We start from the raw sequence: 24486 nt of genomic DNA on the forward strand, positions 1-24486 counted from the left end.
TCGGCTTGCGCGCTCGCCTCTCGGCTCCCGCGCAAGACAAAACCATAACACCACAACCTCCACTGTCGCAATAGCGACCCTTCATGGCTGCACTAGGGCCTCTCCCCAGGGGAGAAAACGCGCCAAATGAGCCCATGAACCGGCCGCCAGCACAGGGAAGCCAAGGTCAGCAACGTCCTCTCCTGGAGAGAGCTGCGCTGGATCCGCATCCAACCAACGAATCGGACAACCCAACTCATCCAGCACCAACCAAGCCGCCGCCAGATCCCAGATCTTGGGCGTGGCTTCTAGGGAAGCGATGGTCTGCCCCATCGCAACGCTCACCAAATTGAGGCTGGCGACACCAAGCAAACGAATCTTCCCAGGAAAACGCTGATCCGGTTTGCGCTGCAACACCCGAATCGAGCGGCTGCAAAGAGAGACACAAGCACTGGTGGCAAGGGCTCGGGTCTCCGAGGTGAGCGGATGATTGTTTCGAGTGGCACCCCGACCACGCAGTGCGACAAAGCGTTGATTCAGCGCTGGCACATCCAGGAAAACCTCACTGGGACGGCCATCGACGAAACGGGCCACGGAAATCGCCCAATAAGGAATGCCCGCCGCAAAGTTGGTGGTCCCGTCCAAGGGATCCACCACCCAGTAGGCCCGCGTGTTTGGAACTGTTTTCGATCCTTCCTCGCTGAGAACGCCTTCACCGGGGGAGATGCTGGCTAACCCCTCCACCAGAGCGGCATCACTCCAGCGATCGCAGTCAGTAATTAAAGAACCATCGGGCTTCACGTCGGAGCCGATCTGACCAAAGTCCTGAAGCTGACGAGCACGGATGCGATCCAGCAACAGATGAACAGCGCCCAGTTGACCTTCACTGAGCACGGATGTCACCACAAGGGCTGAACAGGACTGGTCTCAGTTTGATTGACCGACGAACTTGCGGTGGCCACCGATGGGCAAGCGGTCTTCAGTGGCGTGGGCTCGATCGGAATCGGTTCTTGCTCCGGTTCTGGTTTGGTTCCCGTCAAGGAGACCGCGTTACAGGCGATCAAGGCATCCAGACCTGTGCGGCGCTGAAGCGTCACCAAATTGGTGTTGTAATCATTAATGGCACGGGCATATTTCAACTCTGCCTGGGTGAGATCACGCTGACTATTGACCACCTCTCTCTGGACCCCAACACCCGCTTGGACCCTCAGCTGAGACAGCCGAAGGGATTCTTGTGATGACAGAACCTCAGTGGCTGTGGTGTCAATGTTCTGAATGGCGGCTCGCAAACCCAAAAAGTTTCTCTCCACCTGAAGGCGGATCTGATCACGAGTTCTCGCAAAATTGAGGCGGCTTTCTTCCGCGGCCTGCTTGGAGCGCCTGTATTCAGCACGAGCACGCCCACCGTCAAACAAGCGCCAACTCGCAGTTAACGCCGTGCTGTTCTGCACGCCATAAGTGAAATCCCCCATATCGATATCACTACGAGATGTCTGGCCGTTTTGCCCTTCCGTGCGCGACGCCGAGGTGGAATTCACAAAACGCACGACAGGCTGCACTGCCGCCAGGGACGCATTGGCTTGACTGTTGTTGATTGAGATATCAAGGATCAGTTGATCAAGCTCTTCGCTGTAGTTGTACGCAGCAACAATGCTTTCCTGGAGTGTGGGCTCCCAGAGGCCCAAGGGTCGCGCGGGGGTCGCGGCAGTCGGAGTGACGTCCTGAGGAAGGCCTAGCACTCTGGCCAGGTTGCGGCGCTGAGTCTCCTGATCACGCCGGTTAGTAGTCAGGATATTGCGGTCCCGCGCCAGCTGAGTCTCCGCTTCTAGGACATCCAGCTTCGTATTCACACCTGCATTGAAGCGCGCCCGGGCATCGCGGTAACTCACCAATGACGCTTTGACAGAGTCCTGGCCGATGCGCACACCCTCATCGGCTTGCTGCAGCGCGAAGTAGGCAGTTTGCGCCTCTAGTCGAAGATCACGAAGAGCAATCAAATACGAGTCGCCGGCTCGCTCAAAGCGATCGCGAGCGGCAGCGATTTGAGGAACACGGGCGGGATTGATCAGATCCCAACTCACCTGCAAGCTGCCATTGACCCGCCACTGACGACCGTAGGTCTCGTTGTTGGTGACGAAATCTGGGTTTCGGTAGGAATACGACTTGAAATACTCAGGGAGTCCGCTGGCCGAAAGGTCAACGGTGGGGTACCAGGCGGCGATGGCTGCACGGAGTCCAGATTTGGCCTGATCCACCCGACTGGCCGCTGCTTTGAGCTGAGGGCTATTGACCTCTGCCAGTTGAAGCGACTCTTCGAGGGTGAGGGGACGCAGCTCATGGATACGCACCTGAGATGGTGCATCAGGGAGAGCCAGGCTGGGGGGAGCCGCCAAAGGAAGAAGCGGAGGCGGCAGCGCATCAACCGCGGGAGAGATCACAGAAGGATCTGCCTTGGGACGGGCACCCTTCGAGTCAATCGCGTCCGGCAGCGTGGCCTGATCAATCAAGGCCGAATCAACTTGAACAGCGTCTTCGCTGAGCGCAGGGGGAACACCGGAAGAGACAACGCCCGCTACGAGACAAATACCCGCGGTGATCAGGCGCACAGCAATCAAGGAGTTCCACGGAGCTTAGGGACTTTTTCCTATGGCACCCAAAACTGAGTCCACGACGTCAGCCGCCCCATGCACGATCTGAATGGGGACAGGCAACTGCGCGGCCAAGGATTCCAGGGTCATGTCATCCAGGAAAACGGGCTCCCCTTGCCGCAACATCACGGATGGCAGCAGCAGCTCATCGCCCAGCTCTCGGCCCTGCAGGCCAGTGAGCAGATCCTGTCCCGTCAGCAATCCGGTCACCACTTGCTCCTGCCCCCAGTAAGGACTCGGCAATCCGATCAGGTGAAACTCGACGCCATCAACAGCATTCAGCCGTTCAGCCACAGGCTGCAACGCCTGCGCCACGATCTGACCGACCACCCAGCTGCAACGACGGGGCTGAGGAACCGCGCTGGGCAAATCCTCAGTTGCGGCATCCAATGCTTCAAGGAAGGCACGGATGCTGCCCACGCCGTTTTCCTGCTGCGGGAGATCCTCGTAGTTGTCCCGGGGCGGCAAGGGCAACCCCGCCACCAGGTACCACTCATCGGAGAGCCAGGCGAAACGGGTGCCCAAAACCTCCTGAAAGTGCTGCTGCATGGGTTCCACCTGAGCAATCACCCTGCGGGCGCAGTCCGGATCCACAGGGACCAGACCATCGTCAGCCGGCCTGAAACGGGTGAGCCCCACCGGCACAACCGCCGCAGACAACACCGCCGGCCAGGGGCCAGCCGCGAAGGAGGCGAGGTCGTTCAGCGTTCTCGCCAAGGCAGGACCGTCATTCAGTCCTGGACAAACCACAACCTGGGCATGGATTTGCAGATCGCGCTGATCAAACCAGGCGAGCTGGTCCATCACCTGGGCAGCACGCGAATTCACCAGCAAGCGTGAACGCAGCTCGGGATCCGTGGCATGCACCGACACAAACAACGGCGATAAACGCTGCTCTTCAATTCGCTGCCAGTCGCCCTCGGCCAGGTTGGTGAGCGTCAGATAGGAGCCATAGAGAAAACTTAGGCGGTAATCGTCGTCTTTGAGATAGAGGCTGTCGCGCCGCCCCGGGGGCTGCTGATCGATAAAACAGAACGGACAGTTGTTGTTGCACTGGCGCAAACCATCGAACAGAGCCTCGGTGAAAGCCAGCCCAAGGCCGTCATCGGCATCCTTCTCCAACTCCACCCGATGCAGCGCACCCTTGGCATCACGCACCTCAAGGCAAAGCTCCTCCTCCACGCAGAGGTAGCGGTAATCGATCAGATCGCGCGGGCGAATGCCATTGATGCTGAGCAACTGATCACCGGGCTCAAAACCCAGCTCCTCCCCGATCGAGCCAGACTCGACGGAGGCCACCACCGCGGGCTGCGGTTGACGACCACTGCTACTTGGATCCAGAGCTGCAACGGCAACCCCGGCGGATGGCTCATTCCACACAAGCCGGCTTCATCTGAACTCAGTGTGCGCCGTGAACGCCCCACCAGACCAGCAACAGCAGCCCGAACAGCAGCCGGTAAGCGACGAACACCCAGGTGCTGTTGCGCTGCAGGAATTTCAGCAACCAATCAATCGCCAGCCACGACACCACTGCAGCTGAACCAATGCCCACCAGCAACGGCAGGGGACCGTTGCCACGGCTGGCGGCCAAAGCATCCTTGAGCTCCACCAGACCCGCGATGGTGATGGCGGGAATGCCCAAAAGAAAGGAAAACCGGGCTGCATCAGCACGCTGCCAACCGTCAAACAGGGCCGCCGTGAGGGTGCTGCCGGAACGCGAGACCCCAGGGATCAATGCAAGGGCCTGAGCCAGCCCCACCAGCAGGCCATCGCGGCCTGAAACCCCTGGAAGCTGCTTACACCGTGCGCCGACCCGTTCAGCCAAGGCCAGCAGCAACGCCATCACAATCGAGACGATGGCAATCGAAGGAACACTGCGCAGGGGTGACTGTTCATAGCCCTGGGCCCAGACGAATTTGATCCCTAATCCGATCAGCAAGACCGGCAGGGTGCCCACCACCATGGCGAACCCGAGACGCGCCTCTGGTTCACGCCACTGGCCATTGCGGAAGGCGCGGCTGATGCCCCGCAGCACCTGGCTTAGATCGGCGCGGAAATAGGCGATAACGGCAACGATGCTGCCCAGCTGAATGGCGGCGGTCACGGAGACACCCGGGTCGCCCCAACCCAGGAGCTCAGGCACCACCTTCAGGTGGGCGGTGCTGCTGATCGGCAGAAACTCAGTGAGTCCTTGAACCACCCCCAACACCAGATCACGCCAGCAGGCCTCCAGCAGGCTGAGGGATGCAGAGGGGTCCGCCATCAACGTGTGAGTGTCGCTCTGACGGTATCCCCGGAAGACGAAGCGGGCATGTCAGCCGCGTCACTGGATGATGTCTTCTAAGGTTCCGTGACTTTCTTCACAAAGGGCATTTGATCGGCGGCACCTGGCAAACATCAGCCCCCGCTCGGTCGTGGTCCTTTCCCGTGGCCCGCATCGCCGCAGCCATGGTGGTGCTGCCGGTGTTCCTGCAAGCCCCCTGGGTAAGGCTGGATCCGTTTTCAGCCACCTTGTTCACCGGAGTTCTGGTTGCAGCTGGACTGGTGATGCACCAGAGCCGCTCCCAGACAACATCCGACCTGGGTTCCCTGCTGGTGGGTTTCAGCGGTAGCTGGCTGGCAGGTTGCATTTTCTGGGGTTGGCTGCGGGCCCATCCCGTTCTGCACCTGCCGGTGGAAGCCTTCGCCGTGCCCATGGCCTTGGGCGGCCTGCAGGGGCGCTGGCGCATAGCGGCAACGTTTTATTTGTCATCCCTTGTGGGCACAGCTTGCACCGACCTGGCCATGGCGGCCACCGGCGTGATGCAGTTCTGGCCCGCAGTGGTGACAGCCTCCCTCGATCAAGCGCCGCTACTGCTGCATCAAGCGGGGACACATCTGCTTCAGCCCCTGCCCCTGGTCACTCTGGTGGTCTCAGCAGTTCTCGTTCTGTTAGCTGGACGTCGCCTGAGCAGGAACAGCGGCGGTTTCACCGGTGAAGCGGGATCCATGGCCGCTGCCGTCTTGATCACCACCCTTTGGGTGGATGGCTTGTTCTTGCTCTCAGCCTTGCTGCAGCCCGGGCTCAGTGGCCTGATCGAGTGAAACGAACTGCAAAAGCTGCCCCGATTCAAAGGCTTGAACGGCGCAACGACTTGTAGTCTTCCGGAGCCGGCACTGCCGGTCGACCCGTTCCGACCCCTGATCGAGAGTTGAGATGAAGCGGCTTCTGAGCTGGCTGACCGGCGCACTGGTGATGGCGAGCCTGATTGCAGGTCTCGTGCTTCCGAGCAGCGTCTACGCCGACGACGACCTTCGCAGCAAGTATTCCGGCAACGAGATCCGCAACATTGCGGACGACAAAATTGCCGCACGGGACGGCAAGGTGGATTTGAACAATTCCTCCGTGCGCCGTTTCCAGCAGTTTCCCGGGATGTACCCGACCATGGCCGGCAAGATCGTGCTGGGTGGCCCTTACGACAGCGTTGACGACGTGCTCTCTCTTGATCTGACCGAGCGTCAGCAAGAGCTGTTCGCGAAGTACCGCGACAACTTCACCGTCACCCCTCCCTCAATTGCTCTGAACGAGGGCGACGACCGCATCAACGACGGCCAATACCGCTGATTCCTGACCCCGTCACACTGGTTGTGACTGCTTGAACCGCCGGACCACCGGCGGTTTTTTTGTCCCCGTGATGGCCCAGCCCCGCAGCTCTGATCCCATCCCCTCAGGTCCCTGGGACGTGGTGGTGATCGGTGCCGGGGCTGCTGGCTTGATGACCTGCCTTGATCTGCCGCCGGAGTTCAAGGTGTTGCTGCTCAACCGCAACACGGGACGTCGTTCTTCCAGCCGCTGGGCCCAGGGGGGCATCGCCGCGGTGACCCGCAACGAGGACAGCGCCGACAGCCATGCGGAGGACACCGTTCTGGCTGGAGCCGGCCTTTGCGATGGCGATGCGGTGCGGCTGTTGGTGCAGGAAGCACCCCATTGCGTGGAGCGCCTGGAGCAGCTGGGCATGGCCTTCGACCGGGATCAGGACGGTCTGGCCACCACCCTGGAAGCAGCCCACAGCCACAGGCGGGTGCTGCATGTGCAGGACCGCACAGGGCGAGCCCTGGTGGATGTGCTGCGGGATCGTGTTGAGCAACGGCCAGGATTGCTGCATCGCCGCGGCGTGCGCGTGACGCAACTGCTGGTGCGCGATGGGCGCTGTTGCGGTGTGCAGGTGCTGGATGGGGCCCATCTTCACGGGATCGAAGCCCGCGCCGTGGTGTTGGCCAGCGGCGGTGGGGGTCATCTGTACGCCAACACCACCAACCCAGCCCAGGCCTGTGGCGAAGGCATCGCCCTCGCCTGGCAGGCGGGCGCAGCCGTGGAAGATCTGGAATTCGTTCAGTTCCATCCAACGGCCATCCGCCTGGATGACGCCCCCTGCTTTCTGATCTCAGAAGCCGTTCGCGGAGAGGGCGGCGTGCTGGTGGATGCCCTGGGGGGCAGCCCTGTGGCCCACCTGCCCCAACGCGACCTCTCACCGCGGGACCAAGTGAGCCGAGCCTTGATGCAGGCCATGCAGCGGCAGCAGGTGAAGCAGATGTGGCTCGACTTCGCCGCCATCCCGCGGGAGCAAGCGGAACGACGCTTCCCAACGATCCTCGACCGCTGCGACGAACTCGGACTGAATCCATTGGAAAGGCCCATCCCCGTGGCCCCAGCCGCCCACTACTGGATGGGAGGGGTGGCCACAGACCTGCAGGCCGCCACCACACTGCCGGGGCTCTATGCCGTGGGAGAAGTGGCCTGCACAGGCCTGCACGGCGCCAACCGACTGGCCAGCAACTCCCTGATGGAGTGCCTGGTGTTCGCCCATCGCCTCAAAGAGATCGAGCTCGGCCCCGTCCCAGCAGCCCTCGCCAGCGACAAAACGCAGCCGCTTGCGTTGGACCTCGACGGCTGCAGCAGTTCGCAGTTGATCGACGCCATCGAGAAGCTGCGGCAGCTCTGCTGGCGACGGGCGGGGGTGGAACGATCCGCCGCTGGACTGCGCCAGGCCATCGGCAAAGTGAAAGCCGACGAACAACATCTGGAGCAGCAGGCACTGCTCCAGGCCCTGATACGGCAAGACCCTCGTGCCCCCAGGCTGTTGGCTGAAAACAGCCGGCGCGATCTGAACCTGTTGCTGGATCTCCACCACAGGTTGCTGACCAGCCGCCTGATGCTGGAGGCCTGCCTGTTTCGCGGAGAAAGCCGGGGAGGCCACTACCGCAGCGATGCTCCTGCGCCGCTACCGCAATGGAGGCAGCATTCCCGGCAACAACGGCAACGGGGCATCGTCACCCGTGCCGTCCGGGACTGAAGGCAGTGCTGATTCAGAAGTCGGTGTCGCCCTTGTAGCCACTGAGTTCCGCAAGGGTGTCGAGCCCTTTCACTCCGGAATCGATGCTGCCGTTGATCTCCCAGCTGGGGAAACCCTCCAATCCCTTGCTGCGGCAGAGATCGGCCTGGTTGTTCTCACCGTCTGGCGCACACTCCACCACGTTCAGCTGGTCCGAGGCCTGCTTGCCGAACAGCTCCTTCTGTTCGTGGCAGTGGGGGCACCAGTAAGCGGAATACATCACGGCGCCGCTGCTGGTGAGGTGCTCAGCCAAGGCGATCGAAGCGGACGTGCTCTCAGTGGTGACGACGGGTGCAACGCCGGATCCGCTGGCCACAGCGTCGGGCCGGTTTGGATCCACCACCGACGCCCAGATCAAGCCCCCCAGTAGCACCGCCAGGGCCAGAAGCACGCCGCGGAACAGCAGCTGACCGAAGTCGTCCCAACCACCACCAACGATGGACAGCACAAACAGGGTGAGAGAGAGCGCAGCCGAAAGAACGCAGAAGAAGCAGAAGGCCTGGATCTTGAGCAGCATCACCCCCAACAGCACACCGCTGAAGACGGCCATACCGAGGGACACGGTGAACAGCCCCCACCAGGTGCGACGGGACAAGTCACCCTTGTTCTCTTGCAGCCCTGGCAACAGGGGCAGCAGCGCCATCAGCAGCACAGTGCCATAGGCCAGCACCCCCACCAACGAGAGCGGAATCCCGGCGAACACCGTGCCCCAGGCGCTGTTCAGCACCTTGTCGCAACCGTCGGCCCCCATCGGACAGGTGAGATTGCCGAGCAGACCCCAACGCTTCAGGGTGATCGAACCGGTGTCGATCAGCCCAGCGGTGGCCAGCACCGCCATGGCGATGCGGGCCCACTTAGCGCCGGAATCCTGACGGCGACGGCTGACGAGACGGGTGGTGCCCATCCTTGAACTTCAAGTGATCGGATTCTGTCAGTTCCGGCGTGATCAGGCCGCTTCGTAGGCTGATCTTTGGCCTGCCGGCGACGTGATGACCAGCACCCCGACGAAACCGACGGTCGCCTTCGCCCACCTGGGCTGCGAGAAGAATCGGGTGGACACCGAACACATGGTGGGGCTGCTGGCGGAAGCGGGCTACGGCGTCAGCACCGATGAACGGGATGCCGCCGTTGTGGTGGTGAACACCTGCAGCTTCATCCAGGACGCCCGCGAAGAATCGGTGCGCACCCTGGTGGGACTGGCGGAACAGGGCAAGGAATTGATCATCGCGGGATGCCTGGCCCAACATTTCCAGGAGGAGTTGCTGGAGTCGATCCCCGAGGCCAAAGCCATCGTGGGAACCGGCGACTACCAGCACATCGTGGATGTGTTGCAGCGGGTGGAAGCGGGGGAGCGGGTGAACCAGGTGAGCGCCGTTCCCACCTTTGTGGGTGACGAACACCTGCCACGCCAACGCACCACCGACCAGGCGGTGGCCTTCCTCAAGGTGGCCGAGGGCTGCGACTACCGCTGCGCCTTCTGCATCATTCCCAAGCTGCGAGGGGATCAGCGCAGTCGGCCGATCGAATCAATCGTGGCTGAAGCCCACCAACTGGCGGAACAGGGGGTGCAGGAGCTGATCCTGATCAGCCAGATCACCACCAACTACGGCCTTGACCTCTACGGCAAACCCAAGCTGGCGGAACTGCTGCGAGCCCTTGGCGACGTGGAGATCCCCTGGATCCGGGTCCACTACGCCTATCCCACCGGGCTGACCCCAGACGTGCTGGCGGCCTACCGGGAGGTGCCCAATGTGGTGCCTTATCTGGATCTGCCGTTGCAGCACAGCCATCCGGAGGTGCTGCGGGCGATGAACCGCCCCTGGCAGGCGGATGTGAACGACCGCCTGCTGGATCAGATCCGCGACCAACTCCCCGATGCGGTGCTGCGCACCACGTTGATCGTGGGGTTCCCCGGCGAAACAGAGGAGCACTTCCAGCACCTGATGGGCTTCCTCGAGCGCCAACGCTTCGATCATGTTGGTGTGTTCACCTTCTCTCCGGAGGACGGCACAGCAGCAGCGGACCTGCCCGATCGCGTCGATCCCGAGGTGGCCCAAGCCCGCAAGGATGCCCTGATGGCTCTGCAACAACCCATTTCGGAGGAAGGCAACAGCCGCTGGGTGGGGCGCACTGTTGACGTGCTGATCGAACAGCACAACCCGCAAACCGGCGAGATGATCGGGCGCTGCGCCCGCTTTGCGCCCGAAGTGGATGGTGAAGTGCGGGTGCAACCCGGCGCCGATGGTCAACAGGCCGCGCCGGGCAGCCTGGTGCCGGTGGAGATCACCGGGGCTGACATCTACGACCTCAGCGGGAGGATTGTTGGTGCCCGCGCCATGGTGGCCGCAGCGAAACGCCAGGGTTGACCCTTCTCAAACTGCGGGCCGAGCAGCAACGCCAGCTTTTTCTGATCGCCTCCGGCGTGAGCACGGCTGGGTCCTTCGCCGGCATCACCGCCAAGGGCTGGATTCTGATGAAAGGGGGCGTGGACCCCTTCGTGCTGGCGTTGAACTTTGCCGCTCTTTCACTTCCAAGCTTGCTGGTGAGTGGTCCAGCGGGGGTGCGCACCGACCGGGTGGGCTGTGAACGGGTGCTGGTGCAGGCGCAATGGGCACTGCTGACTGCCTCTGGACTGGGGGCCCTGGCGATTCCCCTGTTGGAGGGCACAGCCCAGGTGCTGCTGCTGCTCTGCAGCACCCTTTTGGTGGGCATCGCCGGCGCCTATGAGTTAACGGCCCGCAACAAGTACTGCTCGATCCTGGTGGAGCAGCCGGAACAACTGGCGGGCTACCTCACCAGCTTTTCGGTGGTCTTCAACGTGGGCAAGCTGGTCGGCCCCCCGATCGGCGGGTTATTGCTGGCGGCCACTGGCCCGGCCTGGGCCCTGGGGATTGATGCGGCCAGCTACCTGCTGCCAATCGCCAGTGTGATGTTCTTGCTCAACCCGAATCGGGATCAGGAAGTGCGCAGCAGCGGGCAAGACGCCAGCCTGCTCAAAGCCTGGCACCACTGCGGTGGCACCCTTCAAGGGGTGCTCAGCTTCACCGCTGTGCTGTGTCTGATCGGGTTTTATCACCCGGGACTGGCCCCGTTGATCGCCTTCGATCAACTGGGACCCAAACCCACGGATCTGGGGCTGTTCACCAGCGTGCTGGCGGGCGGGAGCATCGTGGGCGGGCTGGTGCTGCAACGCAACAGCCAACGTTTCTGCCGGCGCCCTTTCCTCACTCTCGGGGGGTTTGGCTTGATTACCGCAGTGGCCCAGCTGGGAATGGCCCGTACTCCAGGGCCTGTGTTCAGTCTGGCCATGGCCTTTCTGATCGGAGCCGGCACAGCCGGGCTGCTGAGCAGCTGCAACCTAATCAGTCAGATCGGCTCACCACAGGTGATGCGAGGCCGGATGGCTGGGCTCAGCCAGATCGCCTTTCTCGGCGGTGGCGGGCTCAGCGGATTGATCGTTGCCCTGATGGTGATGTTCACCAACCTCTCCACGGCTTTCGCCGTCACCGGTGGCCTCAGCGCTGCTGTGGCTGTGCTCTGGATGCGAAAGCGAGGAGCGAAGACGTTGGAACCGCTCAGATGAGCTTGATTCCCTTCAGCAGCTTGGTGAGCACAAAAGCCGTCACCAGACCGGAACCAACCAGGCCGAGATAGATGCCGACGCCCATGTGCAAGTACGGAGATGACAACCATTAGATCAGATACCGGCCTGGGTTCCGGCCATTGCGCTTGGGGTTTGTGAACAGCTGATACCGACTGATAGGTATCTCCAGCCGGGCCGTTCGGACGTCTTTTCACCAACGCCCAACGCCATGCGCACGCTTTTCGTTTATCCCGAGTTCCCGAAGACCTTCTGGAGTTACGAAAAGATTCTCGAGTTGGTGAATCGCAAAGTCCTGCTCCCCCCCTGGGGTTAGTCATCGTGGCAGCACTTCTCCCTCAGGAATGGGAGATGAAGCTGGTGGACCTCAAGGCGCTGAGCATCATGGTGTGGCGGCAGGGCATCAAGCGCAACACCCGCACCCGTTTCTGGCGTTACCTGCTCGGCATGGCACGCAACAATCCTGCCCTGCTTGAACAGTTCCTATCGGTGCTGGCCCACAACGAGCACTTCCTCGAGTACCGCTCGATCGTTCAGAAGGAAATCCGCGAGCAACTGGAATCACTGCCCCCAGAAGAACCCACAGCAGCCAAAGAACTGCAGCCAGCCTGATCCTCAGTCCTGCACATAGACCGTGCCGTCACGCAGGCACTGCTCAGCCTTCTGCAACTCCCGTCCCAAATAAAGGGCATGGTCGAGGCGACTGACCGGGTGTGGTGCTTCCCCTTCCGTGAGCTGGATGCCCAGCTGTTTGGCCGTACTGCCGCGGTAAACCGCTGAAGGGCGCCGAGGAGCATTGCCCCCGTCGCAGCGCAACACCTCACCGGTCTCGGAATCTCGGGCCAACCCCTTGTCATCGATGGTGTTGCCGTAGTGCTCAAGCACCAATTCGGCCGCATCACGATCCAGTTTGATCAAGAAATAGCCACTGGGATCCAGAGCGATGAACCGCTGGGACAGGCGCTGATCAAGAGCATCCATCGCCGCAGCGATGGATGCCGGTGCTTCCGGAGTTGTGGTCATGACTTCAACCTACAAAGCCAAGGCCGGAGGTTCTGCTTTGAAGGGCAGCTCCGCATTGATCGCCTCGATCTCCTCCAGCATCAAGCCATTCACCTTGGGCAACCAGGCACGGATCAACTGATCCATCTGGGGCTGATACCAGCGGTGCAGGCTGGCGTGGGGACGGGCCACAAAGCCTCGCCGGCGTTTATGGCTGCCACCGGCTCCAGGGTCAAAGCTGACGATGCCGTTGGCCAAGGCCCATTCGATCGGAGCGTAGTAACAGACTTCGAAGTGAAGACAATCGATCTCCTCGTGGCTGCCCCAGTAGCGGCCCCAGAGCTGTCGACCGTCCTGCACGCACATCGACATTGCCACCGGATCGCGCGGGTCACCTCGGTGGGCAGAAAAAAGCACCAGCTGATCGCGGTGCAGCCGTGCCAACGCTTCAAAAAAGCCCTCTTCCAGGTATTTGCTGCCCCACGGTCCCCAGCGAGCACAGTGCTGCTCGTAGAAACGATGCATGGATTGCAACAGCGGCAGATCCAGCTGATCGCCGCTGAGGGGTGTCACGGTGATCCCGGCTTTGGCCACGGCCTTGCGTTCCCGCTTGATGTTGCGGCGCTGGTTGGCATTGAAGCCCTTGAGGTAATCCTCAAACGTCCGGTCGTCGCCGCGGCTCCACAGGCTCTGCTGGTTCAGCCAGGCGGCACAGCCGGCGGCCTCCGCCTGGGGCCGCCACTGCGGATCCACGTAGAGGAAATTGCAGCTGAGGATCCCGTTCTGTTCGCAGAAGCGATCGATCGCCCGCAGCAACTCCCGGGTGAGCGGAGCTTCATCTTCTCCAGATCGCACATGGAAGCGGTAGCCCAGCACTGGGCTCACCGGACTCATGCCCAGGAGCTTGGGGTAGTAGCGCAGCCCCAGATCCGCCGCCAGACGGGCAAAGGTTTGGTCGAACACAAACTCGCCATAGCTGTGGCCCTTGAGGAACAGTGGAGCCACCGCAATCGGAATGTCATCACGCCAGAGGGCCAGATGCAGGGGCTGCCAGCCCTGCTCGGGAATGATGCTTCCGGAGCTTTCCAAGGCCTCCAGCCAACTCCAGCGGTAGAAGGGGATCGCGGCGTCTCCAACCAGGCTGTTCCACTGCTGCTCTGGGATTTCGTTGATGGAGCGATGCCAGCGGGCCGTGAGTGACGTCATTGCGACGGTGCCTTTGGCCGAGGTGGGACGACCTTAACCAGATCGGATCCGTCGGTAGCGAACAAGCCACTCACCGTCCCCAAGATCCTCAGCACCATCGGACTGCCAAGCACCTGGTTGCGCCAAGACAGCTGGCAACGGCACATCGGTGCAAGGCAACCAACTGAAGCGGCCGCCCAGGAGCTGGGGCACCAAGGTGAGCTGGAGCGCATCGACGCAATCGGCTTGCAACAGATCGGCACTGAGCTGGGCGCCACCCAGAAGCACCAGACGCTGAATCCCAGCTGCTCCGAGCGCCTTGAGCCGGTCCGGCCAGGTTGGGGCCAAAGGGAACCAACGATCAAAACCTTGATCCACAGGTTCAGGAGCCAGCAGCCAACGTTGAAGCGGCTGATCAAAAAACCGCCAGGTGCTTGAGAAGTCTGGGGATCGGCTCACCACCACAGCGGCCGGCTGCTCGGCGCGCCCCTCGCTTCGGCGTTGCTCAAGCAGCTGAGGGCTGCGGATCAAGCAGGTGCACTGATGGGCCCGCAGGGTTCCAGCACCGATCAAGCAGGCATCCCCCCAGGCGAGCGCCTGCTCCAGGGCGCGCCGATCTCCTTCACCACCCAGCTGGGCCGCACCGCCTTCATGCGGAGCAAGGCGTCCATCGAGACTGATGGCCAGCACCAGCCGCACGCAGGGGCGAGAAAGGGTTGGGCGTGTGGGAGTGGGGCTTTGGGGCATCAAGCCGTCGATCAGACGGCAGCCACGGCATCAAGGGCAGCTGGGGACATCTCCAGTTGCGGTGCTTCGGCGTAAACCTCGGCCGCATTGTTCGGGCTCTCCTGCAATCGCACCTTGTGCAGGCTGGCGCCGATGGCCTTGATCGGGCTGGAGAGACGATCAGCGATGTGCAGGGCGATGTTCTCGGCCGTGGGCACGCACTCCTCAAAGAAAGGGACGTCCTTGTTGAGGAAGGTGTGGTCGAAGGGCTCGACCACCAGATCATCCACGAGGCGCTGCAGCGCGGAGAGGTCGCAGACCATCCCGGTGCGGGGATCAATCTCACCACGCACGGTCACGTCCACCAGGTAGTTGTGGCCATGGCCGTGGGGACGGGCGCACTTGCCGTAGATCGCTTCGTTCTCCTTCTGACTGAGCTCCGGGCGGGCCAGTCGGTGAGCGGCGGCGAAGTGGGTGCGAATGGTGAGGAAGGCGTCCATGGGATGTCCGAGATAGTCGGCCCAAAGGCCCGGTTGTTCGTAGAGGCGCAGCGCCGTGATCGGCAGATGAGGACTGAGGCGCTGCCAGATCACCCGCACCAGGGCCTCGGTGGTGGGGAGGCAACCTTCAGCGGTGGCAACGTCAAATTCCGGCCAGGCCTCATTGAGGAAGCGGAAATCGAGTTGGCCCGTCACCTCGTTGCGGATGGCGTGCTTCACCTCCGAGAGGTTGAGCACCATGCCGTCGGCGTCCAGACCGCCAGCCATGGAGACAATCAGCTCGTAGTTGTGGCCGTGGCCAGGAGCCAAAGCGCAGGGCCCGAAACGGGCGGCATTGTCATCGGCAGACAGTTCCGGCAGCCAATAGCGATGGCTGGCACTGAAACAGGCCCTCCGGGTGATGACACAACCACGACCCTGGCCGTGCCGTGCTGGTGACTTCGTTTCAGTCATGTGACGTTCCGGCCGCGAGGCATCCTAATGAGCTAATGCCGTTTCCGAGTCATGGCGGATTCCACCCCCACCCTCAAGCAGCGTCTTGGCGGGCGCAGCCTTTATCTGGTGGGAATGATGGGCAGCGGCAAGACGAGCACGGGCCGCCCCCTGGCCGAACGCCTGGGCTACGGCTTTGTGGATGCAGATGCGGTGATCGAACAGGCGGCGGGCTGCAGCATCCCCGAAATCTTTGATCGGGATGGTGAAGCGGGCTTCCGCAGCCTGGAAAGCCAGGTACTCAGTGCGATCAGTCAGCGTCACTCGCTGGTGGTGGCCACCGGAGGCGGCGTGGTGACCCAACCGGAGAACTGGGGATTGCTGCACAGCGGCATCGTGATCTGGCTCGATGTGGTGCCAGACCAGTTGCTGCAGCGGCTGAACGCCGACAGCACCGTGCGCCCGTTACTGCAAACCGCCGATCCGGAGGCGGCTCTGAACGCACTGTTGAACGAGCGTCGTCCCCTCTATGCCGAGGCCGATCTCACGGTGGTGATCAACGACGAAACCCCAGAGGCCGTGGCCGACGGAATCCTGCAACTGGTGCCAAGCCTGCTGAAGGATCCGACCCAACGCCGAACCGACTGAATCTCAAGCGGTGGGCGGCTCCAAACGCACCGCAAACCACTGCAAAGTCACCCCAGGGCTGATCTCCAGATCACAGGCCGTATCGATCAACCGCTGCGCCGCTGCGTCGACATCGGGTTGATCTGCCAGATCGTCCGGCAACTGATCGAGGCTGCGCAACCAACCGCTCAGCCATGTCAACGTGTCAGCAGCGCTGAGCAACTGCTCCGGCTTGCCGGGCTCCAGCACCACATAGTCATCAAGGGCACGGATCAGGGGATCAGACATGGAACGGCGGTTGTGGATGCTGCTGATCAGCCTCACCATCCTGCTCAGTGGCGGCCCAGCCTGGGCCCAGACAGGTCTTGAGCAGCGGTTGAACAGTTGGCCCGACTGGAGCCTGCCGGCACCGTTGCCGCGGCCCTCAAATCGGGACGACCTGATTTACCCCGACTGGTTTGCCGGGCTTTGGCAAGTGGAGAGCGTTGATCTCGATGCCCCCGACGATCCACCCCTGCTGCATCAGGCACGATTTCAAGCCGACCGGCGCGGTCGACTGGTCGGCGATCGCAGCTTCAACGCCACGGCCATCGGTCGTGCCCTGCTTGGCGAGCAGCTTCTGGGGGTAGAAGAAGACCCCGACTCCGCCAATCGCCAGATTGCCCGACTGAAAGGGGATCTCTATCTCGAGACCACGGTGACGGGCCGCCACCAGGAGAGCCCGAGCGCCGACACCTTCCTGGCCGATGAATTGGTGCTGCAGATCCTGCATGCGCCCGGGCCGCCGCGGCTGAGCAGGATCGAAACCCTGAGCCGTTATCACCGCTGCGGCAAGGACATCTGCGCCGAGCAATGGCAAGGGCGCTACGCCTCTCCGGGCGAGAGCCTGCGGGATCAGGCCATCGCCCAGCACCACTACCAACTGCGCTTCACACCTCTTCCAGAGTCCGCTCCATCAATTTGAGTTCGATCTGGTCGCGCCACTGGAACAAGGGCTGCAGCTTGGGGTGATCGCTCAGCCCAGGCACACCTTTACCGGCCAGGGCTGCTCCCGCCGAAGAGGGGAAGCGCAGCAACGACAACTGAGCGGCAACGGCGATGTCGGCAATGGTCATGCTGTCCCCCACCAACCAGGGGCTGGCCTGCACGGATGTGGCCAACTGCTCCAGGCTGGCCAGCAGCTCGGTGCGCTCCTTCTGGTTGACCAGTTCGGTGATGTTGCTCACCCAACCGCCTGGGATCACTCCCATCACCGAACGCACGGGGTCGGGCAGGTCGTCGGGCAACAGGGCCACCCGTAGCTCAGGATCCAGTGCCGCGGCCTGCACCAGGGAGGAGCGGCCCGCCATGGCCAGGGTGGTGTCGGCCCAGTCCTCCAGCAGATGCACCTGGGCGGACTGACGCGGATCAGCGGGAATCAGTGCAGGGTCTGGCTCCCGCTGATCCAGATGCAGTGCAATGGCGCTGGAGTCGGCGATGACCTGATCACCATCCACCAACACGGGAACCTGCCGTTGGCCGGACAGCCGGAACACGGCCACCTGGCCGACACCGGGGGTCACCTCCACGGTGCGGAAACTCAGCCCCTTGGCCTGCAACACCATCCGCACCTTGAGACAAAACGCGGAATGGCGGAATTGATGCAGCTCCAACATGTCCAAAACAGCCATGGGCCCGGCAGAGTAGCCAGCAGATTTGCAAGCACGCCAGAACCATGCGGGAGTTTTTCCTCAACGTCTCCCGTTATCCCCGTTACTTGATCGCCTTCACCCTCGGGGTGATGAACTCCGTTGCCGAACCCCTGGCCGCACGCCGGAGCAATCCCGTCACGGCCGTGGCCTTGATCGGCGCCTTGATCAGCGGTGGAATCAGCCTCACCTTGGTGCTGCGTGCCATGGTGAATTCAGCACCGATGGCGTGATGGCACAGGGGCGTCGAGTGGAGAGGGTGGCCGCCCTAATCCGCAAAGAAGTCAGCGAACTGATGATCAATGGCATCCGTGATGAACGGGTGCACCAGGGCATGGTGAGCATCACCGAAGTGGAAGTGTCCGGCGATCTGCAGCACTGCAAGATCTTCGTGAGCGTGTTTGGGGAAGCTCAGGAGCGCGACCAGGTGCTCGAGGGGCTTCAGGCCGCCAGCGGCTTCCTGCGGGGAGAACTGGGGCGACGGCTGCAGATGCGACGCGCTCCCGAAGTGGTGTTCCAACTGGATCGGGGTCTGGAACGCGGCACCTCAGTGCTGGGACTGCTGAATCGCCTCGAAGACGAACGGCAGCAGCGGGGCGAGATTCCCCCCGGCAGTGATCAACAGCCAGGCAGTGATGAACAGCCGGCCGGCTAACAGCCTGCGGCGCCGCGTAGCGGAACTGCTGGTGGTGCGGGCCAGTGGTCATCTGAGCGACCAGCAGCGTCGCTACCCGCAGTGGGAGCTTCCAAACAGCGAACTGCAGCGCCTGCTGCGGGAAGGTGTTGGTGGCGTGATCCTGCTGGGGGGCAGCGCTGTTGAGCTGCAACAACGCACCCAGCAACTGCAGGGCTGGAGTGAGCAGCGGTTGCTGATCTGCGCGGACGTTGAAGAGGGCGTTGGCCAGCGCTTCGAAGGGGCCAGCTGGCTGGTGCCGCCCCTGGCCCTCGGGCGACTCCACCAGCGGGAGCCCGAGCTGGCCCTGGATTTGAGTGAGCGCTATGGCCGCTGCACCGGCGAACAGGCCCGCCGCTGTGGGCTGAACTGGGTGTTGGGGCCGGTGTGCGACGTCAACAACAACCCCGCCAACCCTGTGATCAATGTGCGGGCCTGGGGCGAGGATTCCAAGACTGCCAGTGCCCTGGCGGTGGCGTTCCAGCGGGGGCTCAAGCAAGCGGGGGTGCTCGGATGCGCCAAGCACTTTCCCGGCCACGGCGACACCACCAGCGACTCCCATATCGACCTACCGGTGCTGCCCCACAGCCGCGAACGGCTGGAACAGATCGAACTTCCGCCCTTTCAGGCCGCCATTACCGCCGGTGTGGAGAGCGTGATGACGGCCCATCTGGTGCTGCCGGAATTGGATCCGCAGCAGCCCGCCACCCTCTCCAAAGCCGTGCTCACCGATTTGCTGCGGCGCCAGATGAGGTTCAACGGGCTGGTGGTAACCGATGCCCTGGTGATGGAAGCGATCAGCGCACGGCACGGCGCCGCCGAAGCAGCTGTGCTGGCCTTTGAAGCCGGGGCCGACCTGATCCTGATGCCGGCGGATGCGGATGCTGCCATCGATGGTCTCTGCGACGGTTTCAGCAGTGGAAGGCTGTGCCTCGAGCGGTTGGACGAGAGCCTGCAGCGCCGGGCCCATGCGCTGGCATCGATCCCCACCAGCACAGCTTCAAGTCCGATCGTCAGCGCAGACGAGCAAGCCCTTGAGGCTGAGCTGGTGCGTCACAGCATCACGGTCGGCGAAGCAAAGGTTCTTCCACAAGCAGGAATCAACCTGGTGCGCGTGGATGCCATGGTGCCCAGCGCAGCCGCCCTCAGCGGCTGGTCCCCGGCCCTGCGCACTCCTGAAGCACAAGGATTTCGCTCAATCGTGATTCATGGCGAAGGGCTATCGCCCTGGAGCGGCCAAGCGGACGCGCCCCTGGCGATGGACCGCCTCGGCGATGGAGCGGTGCTGCTGCAGCTGTTCCTGCGGGGCAACCCCTTCCGCGCCGGACGGGATGCCCAAGAACCCTGGGCCGCAGCGATCAAGCAACTGATTGCCATCAACCGGCTGGCCGGAGTCGTGGTCTACGGCAGCCCTTACCTCTGGGACAGCCTGAAGCCACTTCTGCCCAGCAGCTGCCCTGCCGCCTATTCCGCCGGCCAAATGCAGGAAGCCCAACGCCAGGTGCTCACCGAACTGTTCCCCAGCGCGACGCCGACCGGCAACAGCGGTGCGTTCACCGACTGACCACCACCAACCAACCGCACTGGCCAACCGCACTTAACCTCGCGCCAACCCCAAGCCGGCCGGCCATGCTCAGCCTCTCGATGATCGTGCGCGATGAAGAGGCGCGTCTCGGGGAGTGCCTGCGCTCCGTGCAGGGCTTCGCCGACGAGATGGTGGTGGTGGACACCGGCTCCACCGATGCGACGGTGGACATCGCCGAAGCGGCCGGAGCCCGGGTTGAGCAGATTCCCTGGCCGGGGGACTTCGCCCCAGCCCGCAACCAGGCCCTGGAGTTTCTCAACGGCGACTGGGTGCTGGTGCTGGACGCCGATGAACAACTGCGCCCCGAGGCCATCCCAGCCCTGAAGGCGTTGATGGCCCAGCCAGATGTGCTGGTGATCAACCTGCTGCGTTACGAGGTGGGGGCTGCCATGGCTCCCTATTCCAGCGTCAGTCGTCTGTTCCGCCGCCACCCGTCGATCCAGTGGAGCCGGCCATACCACTCGATAATCGACGACAGCGTTCGCAGCCTGCTGGACGCCGAACCCCAATGGCGCATCGCCGATTGCAGTGAGCCGGCAATCCTCCATGACGGCTACCGACCGGAACTGCTGGCGGGCAGCGACAAGGCCGATCGGCTGCGGCAGGCCATGGAGGCTGATCTGCAGGAGCGTCCCGGTAATCCCTACGCCAGCGCCAAGCTCGGGGGGCTGTTGATCAGTGAGGGCAAGAACGAAGACGCCATTCCCTTGCTGGAAAACGGCCTGAAGAAGTGCGGTTCAGCCGGTGCCGAACGGTATGAACTGCTGCTGCACCTGGGATTGGCCCTGACCCCCAGTGATCCCGACAAGGCGGTGAACTGCTACCGACAAGCCCTGGAGATTCCGCTGGACACTCGGGTGAGTCTTGGAGCCCGCCTCAACCTGGCGGCTCGACTGATGGATCAGGGCAACCTGGAGGAAGCGATCAGCCTCACCCAAACCGCCGCCCAGCGGGCACCGGAAGTGGCCCTCGCCTGGTACAACCTGGGGCTGATGCAACGGAGGCGCGGCGACCTCGCCGCGGCCCTGGAGGCGTACGGGCGCGCCCTCACCCTGGATCCCAACAACGCTGAGTGCCATCAGAACAATGCCGTGGCCCAGTTGTTGGGCGGCAACATCGACGCCGCTCGCGGCAGCTTCATCCGCGCCATCAACCTGCTTCAGGCTCAGGGAAACGCTGACGCTGCTCAGCAGCTGCGCGAAAGGGTGGAGGGGGTGGTGAAACTGGACGGGGAGGCTGTCGCTTGAGCCAGCCGTTGCAAAGCCGAACGGTGGTCGTCACCCGCGCGGCCGACCAACTGGGAGCCGCGCGCCAGCTGCTGGAGCAGCGGGGTGCGACGGTGCTGGATCTTCCTGCCCTGGTGATCGGACCACCCGACCACTGGGGTCCTCTGGATGACGCCCTCGAGGACTTGGAGAGCTTTCACTGGCTGGTGTTCTCCAGTGCCAATGGCGTGCAGGCCGTGGAACAGCGGCTGCAACGCCTTGGCCGTTGCCTGGCCAGACGCCCCGCCAGTCTCAAGATTGCCGCGGTGGGCCGCAAAACGGCGCAGGTGCTGGACGACCTGGGGGCGGCCGCTGATTTCGTGCCTCCGAGCTTCGTGGCCGACAGCTTGATCGATCACTTCCCTGTGTCAGGCTGGGGTCTCAAGATTCTCCTTCCACGGGTGCAGAGCGGTGGTCGCACCCTGCTGGCGGACGCCTTCGGTGAAGCCGGGGTGCGGGTGGTGGAGGTGGCGGCCTATGAGTCGGGCTGCCCCGCCACGATGCCGGAGCCCACAGCGACCGCCCTGGAGGAAGGTGACGTTGATGCCATCGCCTTCAGCAGCGGGAAGACAGCGGAGCACACCGCGCAGCTGCTGGAACAGCGCTTCGGTCCAGGCTGGGCTGAACGGTTGGAGGGGGTGAAGCTGGTTTCAATCGGCCCCCAGACCAGTCGCAGCTGCCGCCAATGCTTCGGCCGGGTGGATGCTGAGGCCGACCCCCACGATCTCGAAGGGTTAGCCGAAGCCTGCGCTCAGGCGATGCAGAAGAGATCCTGAGGCTCATCGTTCAGCGCGAAGCGAATGCAACCGCGCGCCACATCAATACTGAGCACCGACCATCCAGTCGGCAGCAACAGCGGAGCATCCGCGCCGCAGCGGCCCTCTGCGCCCACACAGATCACACCGCTGGCGTTGGGGGTGGTCACGATGGCTCGTTTCTGATCTCCCACCAACAAAACGCCAGTCAGAGCGAGGCCAGTCGCGGGAGCCTGAGCATCCGCAGCCTCCACACCAACAAGAGGAGCAAAGGGATCCGCCCGGCCGCCGAGGGCAGCCTGCTGCACCTGCTCAGCCAAAGGCAGAGGGGTCAGGCCAATCGACGGGGCCTGAACCGCTGAGGTTTCCAGAAGCGACTCAGGTTTCACTGGAACCGATGGCAGCGCCGTGGCCGTTGGCGTTTCGCCACCACAGCCCCCCACAACCACCAACACGGCAACGGGGGCAAGCCAATGCTTAGCCGCCTGCTTCCACCAGGTCACGGAAACGGTCAAGATTCGCCTGAAGCTCCTTGGTCACGATGCCCCCCAGGATGCTGGGTTCCATGAGCGGTGCCAAGACCCGCGGCAATTCGTAGGTCACGCTCAACTTGACCACAGTGCGGTCGTCGGATTCGGGATAAAAGCGAACGGCACCCTTGGTGGGCAGACCACCCACTGATTCCCAGTGCAGTTGCTGGGCTTCAACCCGCTGGGTGATCCGGGCCTTCCAGCTGAAGCGAAAGCCCTGTGCCGCCAAAGTCCAATCGGTGAGATCAGGGTCGTCGAGTGGTTTGACCGACTCAATCCAGCGCATCCAACGGGGCATCGCTTCGAGATCACTCCAGACCTCCCAGACCTTGGAGGCCGGGGCCTGCACCTCGGAGGTGACCGTGTGTTCGAGCCAGCGTCCCATCAGGCCACCGCCGCATTGGTGGCCAGCTTCACCGGCTGATCGAGGATGGCCGCCGCCGCCAGATGACCGCTCATCGTGGCCCCCTCCATCGAATCGATGTAGTCCTGACGGGTGTAGCTGCCGGCCAGGAAGAAATTACGGATCGGCGTGCGCTGCTCCGGGCGGTAGGGCTCCATACCAGGGGCTTCGCGGTACAACGACTGCGCCAGTTTCACAACGTTGCTCCAGGTGAGCTTGAGATTGCGGGCCGAGGGGAACAGCTCGCGCACCTGACGGTCGGTGTGGGCCACGATCTCATCCACCGACTTGGGAATCCAGGGATCACCAGGGGTGAGCACGCATTGGAGCAGAGAGCCCTCTCCCTGCTTGCGGTAATCCTCCGGACTGGCCAGGGCCAGATCTGCAAAACAGCTGAAATCGGCATCAGCCGTGTACAGCAGGTTGTTGAGCCCCGTGGGTGTCGCCACATCCCGGCGCTGGGCTTCCTGGGCATCTCCCAGCTCGGTCACCCAGCCGTCGTAGCGGAGCTGAACGGTGGCCACGGGTACGGCCTCCAGCTGATGAATCGCCTTGAACTGGGGGTAACGGTTCCAGGCCTCGGGCAGCAGTTTCTGAATCCCGGGCACGTCACAGGCGGCCAGGTAGGCGTCAGCCTCTACACGAATGTCTCCTTCGGGCGTTCCCAGCTGCAGGCCAGTGATCTCAGGGGATTCACCCTCGCTGTAGTCCACCTGCTTCACCCGATGACGCAGATGCAACTTGCCTCCACGCTGCTGGATGTAGTCGAGGATCGGACCCGTGAGCCAGCGATGGGGTGATCCTTTGAGCAGATTGAGCTTGGAGGCTTCCGTCTTGGCCGCAAACATCATGAAGATGGTGAGCATGCAGCGGGCGGAGATGGCCTCGCAGTCGATGAAGCCCAGGGCATAGGCAATGGGATTCCACATCCGCCGGATGCTTTCGGGGCTGCCGCCATGGCCCACAAACCAGTCCTGGAAACTGACGGAGTCGAGGGCTCGGATGGTGCGCATCGCCCCCTCGTAGTCCACCAGACCCCGCACGATCGGACTCGTGCCCAGGGCCAGGGCATTGCGCAGCTTGTCGATCCAGCTGAGCTGCGGTGTGGTGAAGAAGGCCTTGAGGCCGTTGAAGGGTGCGCCGATGGGGAAGCGGAAATCCAGCTCCCGCAGATCGCCCCCCTTGTTCACGAACAGGTGTGTGTGCTGCTTCGGCAGAAGGTTCTCGAACGCTCCCACCTTGCGCATCAGAGCGAAGAGGTTGGCGTAATTGAAGAAGAAGACGTGCAACCCCATCTCGATGTGGTTACCGCCCTCATCCACCCAGCTGCCCACCTTGCCGCCCATAAAGGGACGGGCTTCGTAGAGATTCACCTCATGGCCCGCATCCACGAGGTCCACTGCAGCGGAGAGGCCGGCGAGGCCGGAACCAACGATCGCGACCCGCACATGATCTGGTCAACTAAGGCGACTCTATGTATGAGCGTTCATAGAGTGAGAGCGCGAGCCTGCGTTG

27 protein-coding genes and 1 pseudogene are annotated in these 24486 nt (G+C 62.8%); 13 read left to right on the forward strand and 15 right to left on the reverse strand.

All coding sequences use genetic code 11. From position 1 onward, the window contains the following. Positions 1-81 precede the first annotated feature (81 nt). The 4 genes from DXY33_RS03030 to DXY33_RS03045 are packed head-to-tail and all read right to left on the reverse strand — an operon-like array spanning position 82 to position 4890. Positions 82-885: an inositol monophosphatase family protein gene (locus DXY33_RS03030; RefSeq protein WP_115131707.1), complete on the reverse strand. Its 804-nt coding sequence runs from the start codon at positions 883-885 to the stop codon at positions 82-84. Next, entirely contained in the window at positions 879-2585 is a 1707-nt protein-coding gene (locus DXY33_RS03035; RefSeq protein ID WP_115131735.1) for a TolC family protein, read from the reverse strand. Before DXY33_RS03035 ends, DXY33_RS03030 begins: the two co-directional genes overlap by 7 nt. 24 nt (positions 2586-2609) lie before the next feature. Then, positions 2610-4007 carry a TIGR03279 family radical SAM protein gene (locus DXY33_RS03040; protein WP_115131708.1) on the reverse strand — a complete coding sequence of 466 codons (1398 nt, stop codon included), beginning with the start codon at positions 4005-4007 and terminating at the stop codon, positions 2610-2612. A 19-nt stretch (positions 4008-4026) separates the two neighbouring features. After that, positions 4027-4890, reverse strand: a complete 864-nt coding sequence (locus DXY33_RS03045; protein ID WP_115131709.1) for an undecaprenyl-diphosphate phosphatase — start codon at positions 4888-4890, stop codon at positions 4027-4029. A gap of 110 nt (positions 4891-5000) precedes the next feature. Between DXY33_RS03045 and DXY33_RS03050 the strand changes: the two genes are divergently transcribed. The 3 genes from DXY33_RS03050 to nadB all read left to right on the forward strand — a co-directional run bounded on the left by DXY33_RS03050 (position 5001) and on the right by nadB (position 7960). Then, positions 5001-5711 (forward strand): DUF3120 domain-containing protein, encoded by a 711-nt coding sequence (locus DXY33_RS03050; protein ID WP_115131710.1) that lies wholly within the window; start codon positions 5001-5003, stop codon positions 5709-5711. Positions 5712-5823: 112 nt separating this feature from the next. Beyond that, a complete protein-coding gene (gene psbU, locus DXY33_RS03055; RefSeq protein WP_115131711.1) occupies positions 5824-6231 on the forward strand; it encodes a photosystem II complex extrinsic protein PsbU in 408 nt (135 codons plus the stop codon). Positions 6232-6301: 70 nt separating this feature from the next. Next, a complete protein-coding gene (gene nadB / locus DXY33_RS03060) occupies positions 6302-7960 on the forward strand; it encodes an L-aspartate oxidase (protein WP_115131712.1) in 1659 nt (552 codons plus the stop codon). Positions 7961-7973: 13 nt separating this feature from the next. On the opposite strand, the gene DXY33_RS03065 is transcribed toward nadB, so the two are convergent. After that, positions 7974-8903: a vitamin K epoxide reductase family protein gene (locus tag DXY33_RS03065; RefSeq protein ID WP_115131713.1), complete on the reverse strand. Its 930-nt coding sequence runs from the start codon at positions 8901-8903 to the stop codon at positions 7974-7976. 85 nt (positions 8904-8988) lie between these two features. Here DXY33_RS03065 and rimO point away from each other — a divergent pair, with 85 nt between their 5' ends. Together rimO and DXY33_RS03075 are read left to right on the forward strand one after the other, a co-directional pair. Next, a complete protein-coding gene (gene rimO, locus DXY33_RS03070; protein WP_115131714.1) occupies positions 8989-10365 on the forward strand; it encodes a 30S ribosomal protein S12 methylthiotransferase RimO in 1377 nt (458 codons plus the stop codon). Beyond that, positions 10362-11582 carry an MFS transporter gene (locus tag DXY33_RS03075; protein ID WP_115131715.1) on the forward strand — a complete coding sequence of 407 codons (1221 nt, stop codon included), beginning with the start codon at positions 10362-10364 and terminating at the stop codon, positions 11580-11582. The genes rimO and DXY33_RS03075 overlap by 4 nt, the downstream gene beginning before the upstream one ends. Here the strand turns inward: DXY33_RS03075 and DXY33_RS03080 are convergent. Next, positions 11575-11667, reverse strand: coding sequence for a hypothetical protein (locus tag DXY33_RS03080; RefSeq protein ID WP_011365270.1), 93 nt, complete (start codon positions 11665-11667; stop codon positions 11575-11577). The genes DXY33_RS03075 and DXY33_RS03080 overlap by 8 nt on opposite strands. 144 nt (positions 11668-11811) lie before the next feature. On the opposite strand from DXY33_RS03080, the pseudogene DXY33_RS12915 reads away from it, so the two are divergent. Beyond that, positions 11812-12212: pseudogene (locus DXY33_RS12915) on the forward strand (DUF4070 domain-containing protein). 3 nt (positions 12213-12215) lie between these two features. Here the strand turns inward: DXY33_RS12915 and DXY33_RS03090 are convergent. The 4 genes from DXY33_RS03090 to DXY33_RS03105 are packed head-to-tail and all read right to left on the reverse strand — an operon-like array spanning position 12216 to position 15466. Further along, positions 12216-12623: a DUF4346 domain-containing protein gene (locus DXY33_RS03090; protein ID WP_170950922.1), complete on the reverse strand. Its 408-nt coding sequence runs from the start codon at positions 12621-12623 to the stop codon at positions 12216-12218. A 9-nt stretch (positions 12624-12632) separates the two neighbouring features. Further along, a complete protein-coding gene (locus DXY33_RS03095; RefSeq protein WP_115131716.1) occupies positions 12633-13808 on the reverse strand; it encodes a GNAT family N-acetyltransferase in 1176 nt (391 codons plus the stop codon). 33 nt (positions 13809-13841) lie between these two features. Beyond that, on the reverse strand, positions 13842-14534 hold the full coding sequence (locus tag DXY33_RS03100; protein WP_115131717.1) for a dihydrofolate reductase family protein: 693 nt from the start codon (positions 14532-14534) through the stop codon (positions 13842-13844). A gap of 11 nt (positions 14535-14545) precedes the next feature. After that, entirely contained in the window at positions 14546-15466 is a 921-nt protein-coding gene (locus tag DXY33_RS03105) for a 6-carboxytetrahydropterin synthase (protein WP_115131718.1), read from the reverse strand. Positions 15467-15517: 51 nt separating this feature from the next. Here DXY33_RS03105 and DXY33_RS03110 point away from each other — a divergent pair, with 51 nt between their 5' ends. Then, on the forward strand, positions 15518-16093 hold the full coding sequence (locus DXY33_RS03110) for a shikimate kinase (protein WP_115131719.1): 576 nt from the start codon (positions 15518-15520) through the stop codon (positions 16091-16093). Between the two features lie 3 nt (positions 16094-16096). Here the strand turns inward: DXY33_RS03110 and DXY33_RS03115 are convergent, their stop codons facing one another. Continuing rightward, complete coding sequence (locus tag DXY33_RS03115) at positions 16097-16360, reverse strand: chlororespiratory reduction protein 7 (protein ID WP_115131720.1); 264 nt, start codon at positions 16358-16360, stop codon at positions 16097-16099. On the opposite strand from DXY33_RS03115, the gene DXY33_RS03120 reads away from it, so the two are divergent. Continuing rightward, positions 16359-17036 carry a DUF6816 family protein gene (locus tag DXY33_RS03120; RefSeq protein WP_115131721.1) on the forward strand — a complete coding sequence of 226 codons (678 nt, stop codon included), beginning with the start codon at positions 16359-16361 and terminating at the stop codon, positions 17034-17036. The genes DXY33_RS03115 and DXY33_RS03120 overlap by 2 nt on opposite strands. Here DXY33_RS03120 and DXY33_RS03125 read toward each other — a convergent pair. Continuing rightward, positions 17002-17727, reverse strand: coding sequence for a glutathione S-transferase family protein (locus DXY33_RS03125; RefSeq protein WP_115131736.1), 726 nt, complete (start codon positions 17725-17727; stop codon positions 17002-17004). The two genes, DXY33_RS03120 and DXY33_RS03125, sit on opposite strands and share 35 nt — an antisense overlap. A 59-nt stretch (positions 17728-17786) precedes the next feature. On the opposite strand from DXY33_RS03125, the gene DXY33_RS03130 reads away from it, so the two are divergent. The 5 genes from DXY33_RS03130 (at position 17787) to DXY33_RS03150 (ending at position 22059) form a co-directional block, all read left to right on the forward strand. After that, on the forward strand, positions 17787-17993 hold the full coding sequence (locus tag DXY33_RS03130; RefSeq protein ID WP_006850467.1) for a DUF751 family protein: 207 nt from the start codon (positions 17787-17789) through the stop codon (positions 17991-17993). Further along, positions 17993-18415, forward strand: a complete 423-nt coding sequence (gene rbfA / locus DXY33_RS03135) for a 30S ribosome-binding factor RbfA (RefSeq protein ID WP_115131722.1) — start codon at positions 17993-17995, stop codon at positions 18413-18415. The genes DXY33_RS03130 and rbfA overlap by 1 nt, the downstream gene beginning before the upstream one ends. After that, positions 18396-19997 (forward strand): glycoside hydrolase family 3 N-terminal domain-containing protein, encoded by a 1602-nt coding sequence (locus tag DXY33_RS03140; RefSeq protein WP_115131723.1) that lies wholly within the window; start codon positions 18396-18398, stop codon positions 19995-19997. The genes rbfA and DXY33_RS03140 overlap by 20 nt, the downstream gene beginning before the upstream one ends. 65 nt (positions 19998-20062) lie before the next feature. Next, positions 20063-21265 (forward strand): glycosyltransferase family 2 protein, encoded by a 1203-nt coding sequence (locus tag DXY33_RS03145; RefSeq protein WP_115131724.1) that lies wholly within the window; start codon positions 20063-20065, stop codon positions 21263-21265. Beyond that, positions 21262-22059 carry a uroporphyrinogen-III synthase gene (locus tag DXY33_RS03150; protein WP_115131725.1) on the forward strand — a complete coding sequence of 266 codons (798 nt, stop codon included), beginning with the start codon at positions 21262-21264 and terminating at the stop codon, positions 22057-22059. Before DXY33_RS03145 ends, DXY33_RS03150 begins: the two co-directional genes overlap by 4 nt. Here DXY33_RS03150 and DXY33_RS03155 read toward each other — a convergent pair. Genes DXY33_RS03155 through zds form a run of 3 tightly spaced genes read right to left on the reverse strand, consistent with a single transcriptional unit; the run spans position 22035 to position 24419 of the window. Further along, a complete protein-coding gene (locus DXY33_RS03155; protein ID WP_115131726.1) occupies positions 22035-22541 on the reverse strand; it encodes a hypothetical protein in 507 nt (168 codons plus the stop codon). The two genes, DXY33_RS03150 and DXY33_RS03155, sit on opposite strands and share 25 nt — an antisense overlap. Beyond that, complete coding sequence (locus DXY33_RS03160) at positions 22516-22953, reverse strand: SRPBCC family protein (protein WP_115131727.1); 438 nt, start codon at positions 22951-22953, stop codon at positions 22516-22518. The genes DXY33_RS03155 and DXY33_RS03160 overlap by 26 nt, the downstream gene beginning before the upstream one ends. Continuing rightward, the gene (zds, locus tag DXY33_RS03165; protein WP_114987467.1) at positions 22953-24419 is read right to left on the reverse strand and encodes a 9,9'-di-cis-zeta-carotene desaturase; all 1467 of its coding nucleotides are present in this window, start codon (positions 24417-24419) and stop codon (positions 22953-22955) included. Before zds ends, DXY33_RS03160 begins: the two co-directional genes overlap by 1 nt. Between the last annotated feature and the right edge of the window lie 67 nt (positions 24420-24486).

The organism is Synechococcus sp. N26 (assembly GCF_900473975.1).
GTDB lineage: Bacteria > Cyanobacteriota > Cyanobacteriia > PCC-6307 > Cyanobiaceae > Parasynechococcus.